Genomic DNA, 12,861 nt, shown 5'->3' with positions numbered 1-12,861 from the left:
AACTCCTTCAGCTTCGCCTCCAAACTCGCCCGCTCCAACGATCCGGGCGCATACCCCTTCACAGGCTCATTGGCGGGCGTAGGAACAGCGGTGACGGCATCCATACTGCGACACTCCTCGATCAGGTTGTGGATCAAGCGCGGGTACGCCGGTGCGGGTGGCGGCGCGACACGCTGGTGATACGAGCATGGTGCCATGACTCACCAACGGAAACGAACCTGACCACGAACTGACCACGCGACCAACTGGTCCGGTCGGCACGGCACCGTCCCGCGCCGCGCAATTTGTAGCATACGTTTCACTCGAACAGGGTCAACTCCGGACTCCCGGGTGGACCGGTCGTCCGCAACTCGCTCGAGGCGGCGCGGCGGGCGCAGACGTTCCTGCCCGTTAACAGGACCGGGCCCACCACGGCCTGCCGACGGAGTTTCCCGAGCAGTTCAGCGACCGGTCGCTGCGGTTCGTCGCCTGCGGTTAGTCGTGCTCTAGCGCCGCCAGGGCATGTGTTGCAGCGTCCAGGTGTTGCCGTCCGGATCCTTGAACCAGGCGTAGAAGACGCCGCCGAGATCCTCGGTCTCGCCGACGTCCACCCCTCGTCCGATCAGCTCCTCCCGAGCCGCCTCGATGTCCTTGACGACCAGGTGCAGGGCACGCAGCGAGCCCGGCTCCATGTCGGCCATCGGCAGGCCCTGCAGCAGGCTGATCGAGCAGTGCGAACCGGGCGGCGTCAGCTGGACGATGCGGACGCCCTCCGCAGGTGAGACGTCGACGTCAACGTGGAAACCGCACTGCTCGGCGTAGAACCGCTTCGCCCGGTCGACGTCCGACACCGGCACCGGCACCAACTCGAGCAGGTAGGCGCCCGGACGGACCGGCACGGCGGTCGGGTCCTCCGGGATCTGCGAGGCATCCCTGGGGACCTCGGTCGTGGTCGGCGGGGGCGTCGGCAGGTCCGACGCCCCGGCCGACGGCCGATCGCTCATGCCGACTTCTTCGTGGCCTTCTTGGCCGTCTTCTTCGCCGCGGTCTTCTTGGCGGCCGCCTTCTTGGCCGGAGCCTTCTTCGCGGCCGCGGCCTTCTTCGCCGGCGCCTTCTTCTCGGCGGGAGCCTCGCCCCCGCCGGCCCGGCGCGCCTTGGCGGCCTCGACCGAGGCCCGCAGCGCGGCGACCAGGTCGACGACCTCGGCACCCTCCGGCTCTTCCTCCTCGGCCTCCGGCAGCGGCACGCCGGCCGCCTTCGCCTCGACCACCTGCTCCAGGGCGTGCCGGTACTCGTCGTGGTACTGATTCGGGTCGAACTCACCACGCAGCGTGTCGATGTACGACGCCGCCATCGCCTTCTCCTGCGACCGGATCTCGACGTCCTCGGCCGGCGCCGCGAAGGAGGAGTCCCGGACCTCGTCCGGCCACAGCATCACCTGCAGCACGAGGATGTCGTCGAACGTCCGGAGCAGCCCGAGGCTCTCCCGCGACCGGAGCGCGACCTTCACCAGCGCGTACAACTCGGAGCCGTCGAGGGCGTCCCGGAGTAGCACGTACGGCTTGGCGCCGGGCCCGCCGTCGGCCTGCAGGTAGTACGACTTGCCCAGGTACAGCGGGTCGACCTGGTCCGCGGGCACGAACTCGAGGACGTCGATCACCTTCTTGCTGGACAGCGGCAGGTCGGCGAAGTCCTCCGGCTCCAGCACGATCATCCGGCCGTCGGCCATCTCGTAGCCCTTGCCGATGTCGGAGTACGGCACCTCCTCGCCGCACTCGGAGCAGACCCGCTTGTACCGGATCCGGCCGCCGTCGGCGACGTGCACCTGGCGGAAGGAGATGTCCTTCTCCTCGGTCGCCGAGAACACCTTGATGGGGATCGTCACCATCCCGAACGAGATGGCACCCTTCCAGATCGCCTGCATCGCCACCAGCTCCCTGTCAGCCCTAGCCGTTCAGCCCGCCGCGCGGCCCCTCCGCCGCCAGCAGATCGGGAATCTCCTGCGTCGCGTACCACATCAGGTCTTCACCCTCGCACGAATCCAGGGCGAAAATCGCGTCGTCGTCGCCGTTGCGGGCCGCGTCCCACAGCTCGGCGGCCTTGCCGACCGCCGTCGCCGCCTCGGCCGCGTCCACGTGCACCGCGGCCACTGCCGACCACGGCACCACGACCCGCAGCTCCAGCCGGGCGTCACCCAGCTCGACGGTGCCGTTCGCGGGCGGGACCGCTCCGACCTCGCAGGCGACGACCACCCGTCTGCGGGCCGTCTCCGGGTCGACGGCCAGCAGCCCGACCGACGCCCGGGCCGCCTGCGCCATCGCGGCGTACTCGAGCTCCTCGTCGTCGCCCTCGGCGTACCACTCCCGCAGCGCCGGCGTCACCGCGTACGCCGTCAGCGGCGGCGGACCGAACTCGCCCGCCTGGCACGCCTCACCGAGCAGCCGCAGCGTGGATGGGATGTAGACCCTCATGAGCCCGCCTTCTTGGTCGGTCCACTCTTCTGCCCCCGCCCCTCAGCCCCGGTCTGGCCGCGAAGTCTCTTCCGCCCGCGGGAGGCCCGGTTCCGGCTGCCCCGCGTGGTCTCCAGCAACTCGTCCAGCGCATCGGTCACGCACTGGCCGAAGACAGCCAGGTCGGGCATCGCCGTCCGGTCCGCGTTCAGCCCGAACGACACCTTCCCGTCGTACGACGTGACGCCGACCGACAACCCCTGACCCGGCATCAGCGGGACCACCGGGTACGACGCCAGCATCGGCGCACCCTGGGCGTACAGCGGGAACTGCGGACCGGGCACGTTCGTGATCACCACGTCGTCGATCGGCCGGACCGTGGTCGTCGCCACCCGGGCGGCCAGCGCGTGCAGGGTTGTCGGCGCGAACCCGGCGATCCCGACCAGGGACCGGGCACCCACCGCGCGGCCGGTGTCCTTGTGCACCTTGGTCTGGTAGGAGATCTGGTGCAGCCGCATGACCGGCGAGTTCTCCCCCACCGGCAGGTTCACGGTCGAGGCGATCACCCGGGAGCCGAGCGAGGTCGGCTCCTCCTCGTCGTCGTCACGGATGCTGACCGGAACCACCGCCCGCACGCTCCGGGTCGGCCCGACGCCCTCGCCGCGGGTCATCATCCAGGCCCGGAACGCACCCGCGACGACGGCGAGGACCACGTCGTTCACGGTGCCGCCGTGCAGCGCACGGACGGTCCGGTAGTCCTCCAGGTCGGTCTGCACGGTGGTGAACCGGCGCTGACCGGACGTCTTCACGCGCAGTGAGCTCTCCTGCGCGTGCCGCTGCGCGGCCAGCGAGCCGACCACACCGCCGAGCACCTCACGGACCGAGGTGGACCCGGTCAGGCTGGCCATCTCGGCCCGGGCCAGCTCGAGCACCGCGGTCGGGTGCCGGGTCGCGTCGGCGAACACGCCGGCGAGCAGCTCCAGCGCGGACGGCGGGTGGGCCGGCTGCCAGGTGTCGGTCGGGGTCTCCCGCGGGTGCGCCGTCGAGTCCAGCACGACCTGGCCGATGTCGACCGTACTGTTGCCGTCGACAAGCGCCTGGTGGGACTTGGAGATGATCGCGAACCGGTCACCCTGCAGGCCCTCGACCAGGTACATCTCCCACAGCGGACGGGCCCGGTCCAGCCGGCGGGACATGATCCGGGCGACCAGCTCCAGCAGCTGGGCGTGCGTCCCCGGCCGGGGCAGCGCCGAGCGCCGGACGTGGAAGGTGATGTCGAACTCCTCGTCGTCCACCCAGACCGGCCCGGCGAACCGGCCGGGCACCTGCTGGACGCGCTGCCGGTACCGCGGCACGAAGGCGATCCGGTCGCGGATCAGGGCGACCAGCCTCTCGTAGTCGAATCCGTCGTCACCATGCACCGGCGGCTCGAAGATGTCCACCGTCCCGACGTGCATCGGGGTGGCCGGCGACTCGGCCTTGAGGAAGGTGAGGTCCAGCGACGTCAGCCGGTCCGGCATCCGGGTACACCTTCCTCTCGGTCGAAGCTTGTCTGGTCACCCTAGCCGGGCCCGCCGACAGTGCGCTGCGACACTGGCCGTACGGGAACACTGCGGTATTGGTGTTCGTCAGGCAAGAGGGTGTGTCCTACGCCCCGAGAACTCAACAGACCCCTCGAAAGGCCCCTCGACCGATGCGTACGACGCTCACTCGCGGCACCGCCACCGCTCTTCTCCCCGCCCTCGCCATGCTCGTCCTGGCCGGCTGCGGGAACGAGTCCGACAGCGGCGCGAGTCCGAGCACGACCCCGCCGGCGACCGCGCCTGCCGGCACCCCGACCGGCCTGCCGGCGACCACCCCCACCCCGGGCAAGCCGAACACCGCCTCCCCGTCGAACACCGCCGACCCGTCCGGCGAGCAGGCCGACGTGACCGTCAACGTCACCGTTGCCAACGGCAAGGTCAACCCGAGCGGCTCGACCGTCGAGGTGAAGGCCGGGCAGACGGTTCTGGTGACCGCGATCAGCGACGCGCCGGACGAGTTGCACATCCACGGTTACGACAAGGAGCTGGCGCTGGCCCCGGGCAAGACCGCGTCGGTCACGTTCACCGCGGACATGAAGGGCACGTTCGAGATCGAGACCCACGAGAGCGGCAAGCTGGTCGCCAAGCTCGTCGTCTCATGACGGGACCGATGCGGCCGCAGTCGCTCCCTCTCCACGGGATCGGCGGTCGCCAGGACCTGCCGATCCCGTTCGAGCTGGCCGTCGGCGGTGCCGCGGTGGCGATCGCGTTGTCGTTCGTCGTCCTCGGGCTGGCCTGGCGGAACCCGAAGTACCGCGGTGACGCCGCCGGGAAGCCGTTGCCGGCCGCAATCACGCGGACGGTCGACGCGCCCTGGTTCCGCTGGCTCGTCCGGCTGTTCGGGCTGGCCGTCTTCTTCTACGCGACGGTCTCGCTGCTGTTCGGCGTGGACCGGCTGACCAACCCGATCTTCGGCTTCGTCTACATCCTGGTCTGGATTGGGCTGGTGCCGATCTCGCTGGTGCTCGGCTCGGTCTGGCGGACGCTGAACCCGCTGCGCACCGTCCACCTGCTGCTCTGCAAGGCGCTGCGCCAACCGCCGTCGAAGGGCCTGCTGGCGCTGCCGTCCTGGCTCGGTCTCTGGCCGGCGGCGCTGGGGATCTTCGCGTTCACCTGGCTCGAGCTGGTCGCGCCGGACCGGGCCACGATCCCGGTCCTGCAGGCCTGGCTCGCGCTGTACGTGGTGATCACCCTGTTCGGCGCGATCCTGTACGGCGACCGGTGGTTCTCCACCGGCGACCCGTTCGAGGTCTACGCGTCCCTGATCGCGCGGCTGTCACCGTGGGGCCGCCGTACCGATGGAGCACTGGTGGTCCGCCGGCCGCTGGAGAATCTGGACGGCCTGAAGCCGCACCCCGGCCTGGTCGGCATGGTGTCCGCGTTGCTCGGCTCCACGGCGTACGACGGGTTCTCGAACTCGTCGGCGTGGATCGGCTGGGCGCAGAACACCGACTACTCGATGACGGTGCTCGGCACGGGCGCGCTGATCGTGTTCATCCTGTTCGTGCTGGTGACGTACTCGGGTGCCACGCTGCTGGCCGGCCGGCTGTCGCACACGTCCCGCCGCGCGCTGCCCGGCTTGTTCGCGCACTCCGTCGTACCGATCGTCCTCGGGTACGTCGTCGCGCACTACCTGACGCTGTTCATCCTCGAGGGGCAGCGGACGCTCATCTACCTGAGTGATCCGCTCAGCAACGGCGCCAACGTCTTCGGCACCGGCCTGCTCGCGGTGAACACCGGCATCACCAACCACAGCGGCACGATCGCCGTCATCCAGGTTCTGGCCGTGGTCTGCGGCCACCTCCTGGGCGTCATCTCGGCTCACGACCGGGCAGTCGCGCTCTTCTCCCGCCAAGAGGCCCTGGCCGGCCAGCTCCCCCTCCTGGTCGTCATGGTCGGCTACACCACGGGCGGCCTGCTCCTACTGTTCTCCTCATGATGTACGCAGTCGCCGACCGGGAGCGCGTGCGAGACGCACTGCTCGCAGCGGCGCGTGCGGACGAGCGTGTCGCGGGTGCCGCGCTGACTGGCTCGGCTGCGATCAGTGCTGAGGACGAGTGGTCCGACGTGGATCTGGCACTCGGTCTGTCGCCGGGTGCCGACCAGAACGCCGTACTGGCTGACTGGACGGCGTCCATGTACGCGCAGTACGGCGCTGTGCACCACGCCGACGTGCGGTCGCGCGGGACTGTGTATCGGGTGTTCCTGCTCGCTTCCACATTGCAGGTGGACATCGCCTTCGCACCGGCCGGCGAGTTCGGTGCGCTCGGCCCGACCTTCCGGCTGATCTTCGGCGAGGCGGCCGAGCAGCCGGCGTGGGGCGGTGCCGATCCGCTGGATCTCGTGGGCATGGGCTGGCTGTACGCGCTGCACGCGCGGTCCAGCATCGCGCGGGGCAAGGTGTGGCAGGCGGAGTACATGATCAGTGGCGTGCGTGATCACGTGCTGATGCTGGCCTGTCTGCGGCACGGCGTACCGCACTCTCAGGGTCGCGGCCTGCATCTGTTGCCTTCCGCCACCACCGCACCGGTCGAGGCGACCCTGGTGCGGTCGTTGGAGGGCGCCGAACTACACCGTGCCTTCCGCGCCAGTGTCGACGTACTGCTGACCGAGATCGCGTACGTCGACGCCGAACTGGCGGTCAGGCTTGATCGGCCGTTGCGGGAGTTGGCTTCGGGAGACTCCGGCTGGTGACCGCCAGCACGATGAACGCGATCATGCCGAGGATGAGGTGCGAGTTGCCGGGGATGGACTGCCAGAAGGTCCAGTCCAGCTCGCGGTCGTCGCGGAACGGGACCCACCAGATCGAACGCAGGACGAAGAGGCCGTAGAAGAGCACGCCGGTCGCCACCGCGGGGTTGAGGCCCCACACCCGATTGACCGCACGGATCAGGCCGACACCGAGCGGGATGATCCACACCCAGTGGTGGCTCCAGGTCACCGGTGACGCGTACAGGACGGCCAGCGCCATCACGGCGATCGCGGTGACCCGCTCGTCCGCCAGCCAGTACCGCCTGGCCATCCACAGCACCAGCAGGCCGAAGACGGCCGAGAGCACGAACCACGTCGGCTGCACCCAGCTCGCCTCGTCGCCGAGCCGGTGCAGGAAGCCGTTGAACGACTGGTTGCCGGTGTAGGCGAGCCCGCCGACCCGGTTCGCGTCCATCACCACGTCGGTCCAGTACCGCCAGGACTGGTTCGGGACGATCGCGACCCCGATCGCCATCGTCGCCAGCAGACCGAGGACGGCGTTCCGCAGCGCTCGCCACTGCTTCGTGACCACCAGCAGCGCGAGGAACGGGAGCGGAGTCAGCTTGACGCCGATGGTGACGCCGAGCCAGAAGCCGCGCAGCCGGGCGTTCTGCGGCCGGACCAGGTCCGACAGGATCATTGCTGTCAGCAACAGGTTGATCTGGCCGAACTGGATCGTCTGCCAGACCGGCTCCAGCAGCAACGACAGTGCGGTGAGCGCGACCAGCAGGGTGGTGCGCTTGCGCTGGGTGAAGAACGACCACGCCGTCCTCGGCAGGCTGGTCCGCCACAGGGCGGCGATGCACAGCACCGAGATCGTCGTCCAGACGACTAGCGCGACACCCCACGGTACGGCGGCCAGCGGCACCATCGCGATCGCGGCGAACGGCGGGTAGGTGAACGGCAACCCGGATCCCGGCAGCTTCGCGTCGTACAGCGAGCCGCCGTCGAGCAACACCGAGCCGCCCATCCGGTAGACGCGCAGGTCGATCATGCCGTCGAACAGGCCGTACGCCCAGGCGCCGAGCGCGACCAGCGCGGCGCAGGCGAGGATCCAGAGGACGATCCGGCGGGAGACGACCGGCCGGGGGGAGGTGGAGGTGGAGGTCGTCACGGTCACGTCAGGTCGACTCCGAACAGGGATTCCAGCGCGCGCCGGGTCTCGTCGTACGAGCTGTGCAGGATGCCGGTCATGCCGAGCGCCTTCGCGCCCTCGACGTTCAGCTCGAGGTCGTCGACGAACACACAGTCCTCGGGCTTCAGGTTCAGCCGGCGGGCGGCCAGCAGGAAGATCTCCGGCTCCGGCTTGCGCAGCCCGACCTCACCCGAGATGAGGATGTCGTCGAACATGCCGTCCCAGGCGTCCCGGGGATAGGTGTTGCCCCAGGAGTTCGACAGCAGCGCGGTCCGGATCCCGTGCTGACGGGCCCTCCTGACCAGCGCGTTCATGGCCGGCTGGTGCTCGAAGTGGGCGAACATCCGCTCGATCAGCCCCTCCGCGGGCACCGGCGAACCGTCGCGACGGACCAGGATCGAGGCGAGCTTGCGCTCGAAGTCGGGGACGGCGAGCTGTCCGCGTTCCAGCGCGTGCACCGGGTTCAGCTCGGCCTCCGCGACCGCGTCGCTCGGTGTCTCGGCCGGCAGCCACGCCATCACGGCCTGCAGGTACGAGTCGAAGTCGAACCCGTCCAGCTCGGCCCACCGTCGCAGCGCGTCCTCCAGCCCGGAGGTCAGCACACCGCCCCAGTCCACCAGCAGCCCACGCGGCACACCTGACTCCACAGACATGCGCGCAAGCCTACTCAGCACATACCCGCACCAACCGTTGCGGCCCTGTCTGTCACTACCTGTGAACGACGGCTCAGCGGGCGTACTCGATGGTGACGTCGCCCGAGGAGGTGTTCGCCTTGATCGTGCGGGTGGCGTTCGGGTCGACCTTGATGTCGGCGACCTCGTCACCCGACGACGTGTCGCTGTCCACCTTGTACGCCTCGGTGCCGGACGGGACCCGGATCGTCACGTCGCCCGAGCTCGACTCGGCCTCCACCGACTGCGGCGCGTCGACGAAGTCGAGGTCGACGCTGCCCGAACTGCTCTGGGTGCTCACCGTCGTCGCGGTCAGCCCCTGCGCCTCGAGATCACCCGAGCTGGACTCCATCTGCAACGCCCCGCCGACGTTGCGCACCTCGATGCTGCCCGAGCTCGACTTCAGGTCCGCGCCGGCCGGCAGGCCGGACACCTTCAGGTCCCCGCTGCTGCTCTCGAGCGTCACTTTCACGTCCTTGGGCACGGTCAGCACGTAGTTCGTGTCGCAGCCGAACGACAGGAACCCGCAGCCGGTGTCCCGCAGCTGCAGCCTCCCGTCCTCGTAGCTCTCCTTCGGGTCGGACCCGAACACGTTCCGTTCGAACCGCCGCTCGATCTTCACGTCGGACCCGTCTCCGGACCGTACTTCGACATCCGCCGAGCGCACGTCGATCGACAGTGCCTGCCCCACCACCGGGTAGCTGTCCTGGCTGGTCCTGGTGTCCTCGGTCAGCCCGGTCAGCGCCCAGTACACGCCGCCGAGGATGAGCGCGACGGAGATGGCGATGCCGTACCGCCGCTCGGTGCTCATCGTGTTCGCCGGCCGGCGCTGGACCTCGGACATGCTGCCCCCTGGGGTGCGGTGACTACCAGTCAACCCTGGCACATCCCGAGCCGGGTGTCGGTGGGGTTTTCCCCCGTTTCCCACCGAGCCGACCCTGACCTGCCCGCCGATGGCCGCGTCAGCCGGCCAGCTCTTTGCCGAGGCTGGTGGCGAACTGCTGCAGGGACTTGCGCAGCTTGCTCGACTTGGCGGTCTCCGCGAGGCTGCGGCCGCGCGACATGGCCGCGTCGACCGCTCCCTGGTCGAACGGCAGCAGCGCAGCGGCCTCGACCCCGGCGTACCGCCCGAGCGCCTCCGAGACCGCGTCGGCCGGTGAACTGCCGAGCGAACCCGAGCGGACCCGGTTCACCACCACTCGCGGGCTCACCGACGGCACCACCGCGCGCAACTCGTGGATCGCCCGGATCAGCCGGGTCAGGCCGACCGGGTCCGCCGTCCCGACGACGATCACCTCGTCGGCCTCCTCGAGCGTCGCCACGGTCGCGCCGTTGCGCCGCGGCGCCAGCGAGTCGAACGAGATCTCCTCGTCGGTCTCGATGCAGAACCCGACGTCGGCCACCGTCACCGGCGCCAGCATCCGCGCCGTCGACCAGATCGACTCGACCGCCGCCGGCCGCAGCTCGGTCCAGCGATCCGCCCGGCTGAGCCCGGTCAGCACGAGCAGACGCGGCTCCACCTGCCGCGCGTGCTTCGCGAGCGTCGCCATGTCGAGCCCACCGCTGCCCGCCGAACGCGCCGCGGCCGCCAGCCCGGAGGTCTCGTCGAGCATCCCGAGCTGTTGCGCGACGGTGCCGCCGTACACGTCGGCGTCGGCCAGCAACGTCGGCACGCCCTGCCCCGCCAGCTCACACGCCAGCCCGACGGCGACCGTCGTACGCCCCGGAGCGCCCGTCGGCCCCCAGACCGCGATCATCCGGCCGCTGCCCTGGTTGTAGACCGGCGGCGGTTGGTCCGCCGTGTCGGCGGCCACCGGCACGAAGCCACCGGCGAAGTGCGAGACGGACAGCGGCGGGCCGGCGTCGACCGCGTCGGTGACGGCCCGGCCGAGGTCCTCCGGACTCACGTCCGCCGGGAGGATCCGCTCGATCCCCATCCGGCTGAGCCTGTCCTCGGTGCCGAAGGGATCGCCGCTTTCGTTCGGGTCGGCCAGCGCGACCACCGCGATCCGGCGCGCGTGCAGCGCCGCGACGGCGTCGGAGGTCAGCCTGGGCAGATCGTCCGCGAGCAGCACCGCCCGCGCCTGCCCGCTCGCGGCCGCCGCCATCACGTCGGCGATGTCGACACACCGCCGTACCACCCGGATCCCCGGGGCGCGCTCGGCCCGCCGGACGACGTCCGCCTCCCAGGGCGCCCCGGTCACCGCCAGCAGGACTGGGATCGACATCAGCTGCCCTGCCTGACGAGCACCGGCTCCCCCGAGCTCATCGCGGACAGCCCGGCCGGCAGCCGGCGCAGGTCCGACTCCGACAACCCGATCAGGACCTGTCTACGGGCCGAACCGCCCGCAACACCTTTCACCGCGTCGATCTGGAGCACCCGGACCTCGAGCCAGAGCGGCTTGGCCGGCTGGTTCGCGTCCTTCGGCACCACCCAGACATCGACCTCGTCGCCGGCCGCGGTGTCCGACGGCAGCCGCCCGGTCGCCACCGAGAGCGGGAGCTCGGTGCGGTCGTTGTCCGCCTCGGAGACGGCCGCGTCCCGCGGCACGAACTCGCCCGCGTCGACGGCCCGGGTCAGGACGAGACCGTTGAGCTCGGCGTCGGCAGCGACGTACCTGCCCGCGTCCTCGGTGTTGGTGAAGCGCACCCGCGCCGTCGTCAGGTCATCGGCGGTCAGCTTCTGCCCGGCCGGGATGTCCCGCTTGGCCGCCCAGATCGAGGTGGTGTCGTCGGCCGCCGAGAGCAGCTTCGCACCGGCCAGCCCGGTGAGCGCGACGAGCAGCACGCCGAGGACGAGCCGGCCGTCCTTCCACCGGGCCCGCCGGTCGCGCTGGGCCGGGACGGACGGTGCCCCGAACCCGGTACCGCCGCGCACTGCTGTCTCGGCCACGTCGAACTCCCCAGTCCATCGATCGCTCGGAGCCGACATTCTGCCCTCTCGGGGTGCCTCCGCGTGCCCGGCTGTCCACAGAACGTCAGCCTGGGGACAAACGGGATCGTCCAATGGTCAACCGTGGCAAACTGAAGGAACCAGCCACTACCCGAAGGAGCAGAACAGATGCCGGCTCCGCGATTCCTCCAGCTCGCCGACGTCGCCGAGGTACTCAACATCTCCGCGAACCAGGTGTACGCCCTGGTCCGCCGTGGCGACATCCCCGCGGTCAAGATCGGCGGGCGCGGTCAGTGGCGGGTCGAGGCGACCGAGCTGGAGAAGTACATCGAGCGGCTCTACACCGAGACGCGCGAGTTCATCGACGCGCACCCGTTCGGCGAGGACGCCGAGCAGTCGGAGGACGTGCACCAGTAGGTCCTCCGGATCGCGCTTCAGCGGCGGCGTAGGGCACACAGGGCCTGGGTCGGCACCAGGCGCACGTTGTACACCTCGGTCCGTCGCCGCGGCGCATCCAGCGGGTGTTCCGCCAGTTCCAGGAAGTCCGCTCCGACCCGGTCGATCGTCCCGGTGACCGGCGTGCCGCCGCAGAACAGCGTCACCGGCGAGCGGTCCCGCGCGATCCCGCGCAGCAGGTGCGCCAACCCGAGCTTCCCCGCGACGGTCCCGACGGCCGGCTCGGCCCACGGCCCCAGACGATGTACGGCGACCAGCGCGTGCACCGGGATCAGCCACTCCTCGAACCGCTCCGCCTCGATCAGCAGGCAGTCGTTCCCGACCCGGGTGAGCTGACCCTGCACGGGCTCTGCGTGCGCCAGCTCCACGCGGACGACGGTGTCGACCGCCCCGCGCAACCGGTCGAGCACGGTGATCTTGCCGACCTCGGCGCGGATCCGGTCCGCGACCTCGCCGTACAGCTCACCCTCCTGCAGCGCATCGAACTGCGACTCCAGATCCGCGAACAACGCATCCCACCGCATGGCGGCGAACCTACCCGATCGCGCTCACCTTCCGTCCGTCAACCCGACGCTACGTGACATTTCACTTGCGAACCAGGCTCAGTACGGGTTTATAGTGAGCAAGTCAAAGCAAACCGAGGCAAACTCATAGATCAGCGGCGAATTTGAGGTGAACGCGATGGCTGGAGGACTGAAAGGCATGCTGGCGCTGGTGGCGCTGGCCGCTGTGGGCCTCGCCGTGCGCTGGACGACGGCCGGCTCGATCGCCGCGGCGAACAGCCACGACCTCGACTCGCTGACCGTCCTGGTGGTCGGCACGGTCGCCTGGATCGCCTACGGCTGGCTTCTCCTGGCCGTCGTCACCACCGCCCTGGAGCAGCTCCCCGGCGCGATCGGCACCCTCGCCACAGCCGTCGCCACCCGCATCACCCCCCAGACCT

At 70.1% G+C, this 12,861-nt stretch carries 15 protein-coding genes; 5 read left to right on the top strand and 10 right to left on the bottom strand.

Annotated elements, in window-relative coordinates; translation table 11 throughout:
* Window positions 1–485 precede the first annotated feature (485 nt).
* The 4 genes from E1218_RS31405 to E1218_RS31390 are packed head-to-tail and all read right to left on the bottom strand — an operon-like array spanning window position 486 to window position 3,949.
* On the bottom strand, window positions 486–983 hold the full coding sequence (locus E1218_RS31405; protein WP_132326672.1) for a VOC family protein: 498 nt from the start codon (window positions 981–983) through the stop codon (window positions 486–488).
* Window positions 980–1,903, bottom strand: a complete 924-nt coding sequence (gene ku / locus E1218_RS31400; protein WP_132326671.1) for a non-homologous end joining protein Ku — start codon at window positions 1,901–1,903, stop codon at window positions 980–982. Before ku ends, E1218_RS31405 begins: the two co-directional genes overlap by 4 nt.
* Before the next feature lie 22 nt (window positions 1,904–1,925).
* Window positions 1,926–2,450 (bottom strand): DUF6912 family protein, encoded by a 525-nt coding sequence (locus E1218_RS31395; RefSeq protein WP_132326670.1) that lies wholly within the window; start codon window positions 2,448–2,450, stop codon window positions 1,926–1,928.
* Window positions 2,447–3,949, bottom strand: a complete 1,503-nt coding sequence (locus E1218_RS31390) for a WS/DGAT/MGAT family O-acyltransferase (protein WP_233712595.1) — start codon at window positions 3,947–3,949, stop codon at window positions 2,447–2,449. Before E1218_RS31390 ends, E1218_RS31395 begins: the two co-directional genes overlap by 4 nt.
* 173 nt (window positions 3,950–4,122) lie before the next feature.
* Between E1218_RS31390 and E1218_RS31385 the strand changes: the two genes are divergently transcribed.
* The 3 genes from E1218_RS31385 to E1218_RS31375 are packed head-to-tail and all read left to right on the top strand — an operon-like array spanning window position 4,123 to window position 6,706.
* A complete protein-coding gene (locus E1218_RS31385) occupies window positions 4,123–4,614 on the top strand; it encodes a cupredoxin domain-containing protein (protein WP_132326669.1) in 492 nt (163 codons plus the stop codon).
* The gene (locus tag E1218_RS31380) at window positions 4,611–5,951 is read left to right on the top strand and encodes a hypothetical protein (RefSeq protein WP_233712594.1); all 1,341 of its coding nucleotides are present in this window, start codon (window positions 4,611–4,613) and stop codon (window positions 5,949–5,951) included. The genes E1218_RS31385 and E1218_RS31380 overlap by 4 nt, the downstream gene beginning before the upstream one ends.
* Window positions 5,948–6,706: a nucleotidyltransferase domain-containing protein gene (locus tag E1218_RS31375; RefSeq protein WP_233712593.1), complete on the top strand. Its 759-nt coding sequence runs from the start codon at window positions 5,948–5,950 to the stop codon at window positions 6,704–6,706. Before E1218_RS31380 ends, E1218_RS31375 begins: the two co-directional genes overlap by 4 nt.
* On the opposite strand, the gene E1218_RS31370 is transcribed toward E1218_RS31375, so the two are convergent.
* From E1218_RS31370 to E1218_RS31350, 5 genes are all read right to left on the bottom strand, one after another.
* Window positions 6,654–7,883, bottom strand: a complete 1,230-nt coding sequence (locus tag E1218_RS31370) for a glycosyltransferase 87 family protein (RefSeq protein ID WP_233712592.1) — start codon at window positions 7,881–7,883, stop codon at window positions 6,654–6,656. The two genes, E1218_RS31375 and E1218_RS31370, sit on opposite strands and share 53 nt — an antisense overlap.
* A complete protein-coding gene (locus E1218_RS31365) occupies window positions 7,880–8,551 on the bottom strand; it encodes an HAD family hydrolase (RefSeq protein WP_132326668.1) in 672 nt (223 codons plus the stop codon). Before E1218_RS31365 ends, E1218_RS31370 begins: the two co-directional genes overlap by 4 nt.
* 73 nt (window positions 8,552–8,624) lie before the next feature.
* Window positions 8,625–9,413, bottom strand: coding sequence for a DUF4097 family beta strand repeat-containing protein (locus E1218_RS31360; RefSeq protein WP_132326667.1), 789 nt, complete (start codon window positions 9,411–9,413; stop codon window positions 8,625–8,627).
* Window positions 9,414–9,531: 118 nt separating this feature from the next.
* Window positions 9,532–10,797, bottom strand: a complete 1,266-nt coding sequence (locus E1218_RS31355; RefSeq protein WP_132326666.1) for an AAA family ATPase — start codon at window positions 10,795–10,797, stop codon at window positions 9,532–9,534.
* Window positions 10,797–11,462 carry an SAF domain-containing protein gene (locus tag E1218_RS31350; RefSeq protein WP_132326665.1) on the bottom strand — a complete coding sequence of 222 codons (666 nt, stop codon included), beginning with the start codon at window positions 11,460–11,462 and terminating at the stop codon, window positions 10,797–10,799. Before E1218_RS31350 ends, E1218_RS31355 begins: the two co-directional genes overlap by 1 nt.
* Before the next feature lie 168 nt (window positions 11,463–11,630).
* On the opposite strand from E1218_RS31350, the gene E1218_RS31345 reads away from it, so the two are divergent.
* A complete protein-coding gene (locus E1218_RS31345; RefSeq protein ID WP_132326664.1) occupies window positions 11,631–11,879 on the top strand; it encodes a helix-turn-helix domain-containing protein in 249 nt (82 codons plus the stop codon).
* Between the two features lie 17 nt (window positions 11,880–11,896).
* Here E1218_RS31345 and E1218_RS31340 read toward each other — a convergent pair whose 3' ends face one another.
* Entirely contained in the window at window positions 11,897–12,442 is a 546-nt protein-coding gene (locus E1218_RS31340) for a hypothetical protein (RefSeq protein WP_132326663.1), read from the bottom strand.
* 157 nt (window positions 12,443–12,599) lie between these two features.
* Here E1218_RS31340 and E1218_RS31335 point away from each other — a divergent pair.
* Window positions 12,600–12,861 (top strand): hypothetical protein (locus tag E1218_RS31335; RefSeq protein ID WP_202866294.1); only part of this gene is annotated, 262 nt, incomplete at its 3' end.

The sequence above is a fragment of the Kribbella turkmenica genome, assembly GCF_004348725.1.
Lineage (GTDB): Bacteria > Actinomycetota > Actinomycetes > Propionibacteriales > Kribbellaceae > Kribbella > Kribbella turkmenica.
This window is presented reverse-complemented; position numbering and strand designations above follow the sequence as displayed.

Excerpts from the sequence above, each read along its gene's own strand:
- E1218_RS31345 (WP_132326664.1), top strand. The coding sequence starts at position 11,631 with ATGCCGGCTCCGCGATTCCTCCAGCTCGCCGACGTCGCCGAGGTACTC.
- ku (WP_132326671.1), bottom strand. The coding sequence starts at position 1,903 with ATGCAGGCGATCTGGAAGGGTGCCATCTCGTTCGGGATGGTGACGATC.
- E1218_RS31405 (WP_132326672.1), bottom strand. The coding sequence starts at position 983 with ATGAGCGATCGGCCGTCGGCCGGGGCGTCGGACCTGCCGACGCCCCCG.
- E1218_RS31385 (WP_132326669.1), top strand. The coding sequence starts at position 4,123 with ATGCGTACGACGCTCACTCGCGGCACCGCCACCGCTCTTCTCCCCGCC.
- E1218_RS31375 (WP_233712593.1), top strand. The coding sequence starts at position 5,948 with ATGATGTACGCAGTCGCCGACCGGGAGCGCGTGCGAGACGCACTGCTC.
- E1218_RS31355 (WP_132326666.1), bottom strand. The coding sequence starts at position 10,797 with ATGTCGATCCCAGTCCTGCTGGCGGTGACCGGGGCGCCCTGGGAGGCG.
- E1218_RS31365 (WP_132326668.1), bottom strand. The coding sequence starts at position 8,551 with ATGTCTGTGGAGTCAGGTGTGCCGCGTGGGCTGCTGGTGGACTGGGGC.
- E1218_RS31340 (WP_132326663.1), bottom strand. The coding sequence starts at position 12,442 with ATGCGGTGGGATGCGTTGTTCGCGGATCTGGAGTCGCAGTTCGATGCG.
- E1218_RS31390 (WP_233712595.1), bottom strand. The coding sequence starts at position 3,949 with ATGCCGGACCGGCTGACGTCGCTGGACCTCACCTTCCTCAAGGCCGAG.
- E1218_RS31360 (WP_132326667.1), bottom strand. The coding sequence starts at position 9,413 with ATGTCCGAGGTCCAGCGCCGGCCGGCGAACACGATGAGCACCGAGCGG.
- E1218_RS31380 (WP_233712594.1), top strand. The coding sequence starts at position 4,611 with ATGACGGGACCGATGCGGCCGCAGTCGCTCCCTCTCCACGGGATCGGC.
- E1218_RS31395 (WP_132326670.1), bottom strand. The coding sequence starts at position 2,450 with ATGAGGGTCTACATCCCATCCACGCTGCGGCTGCTCGGTGAGGCGTGC.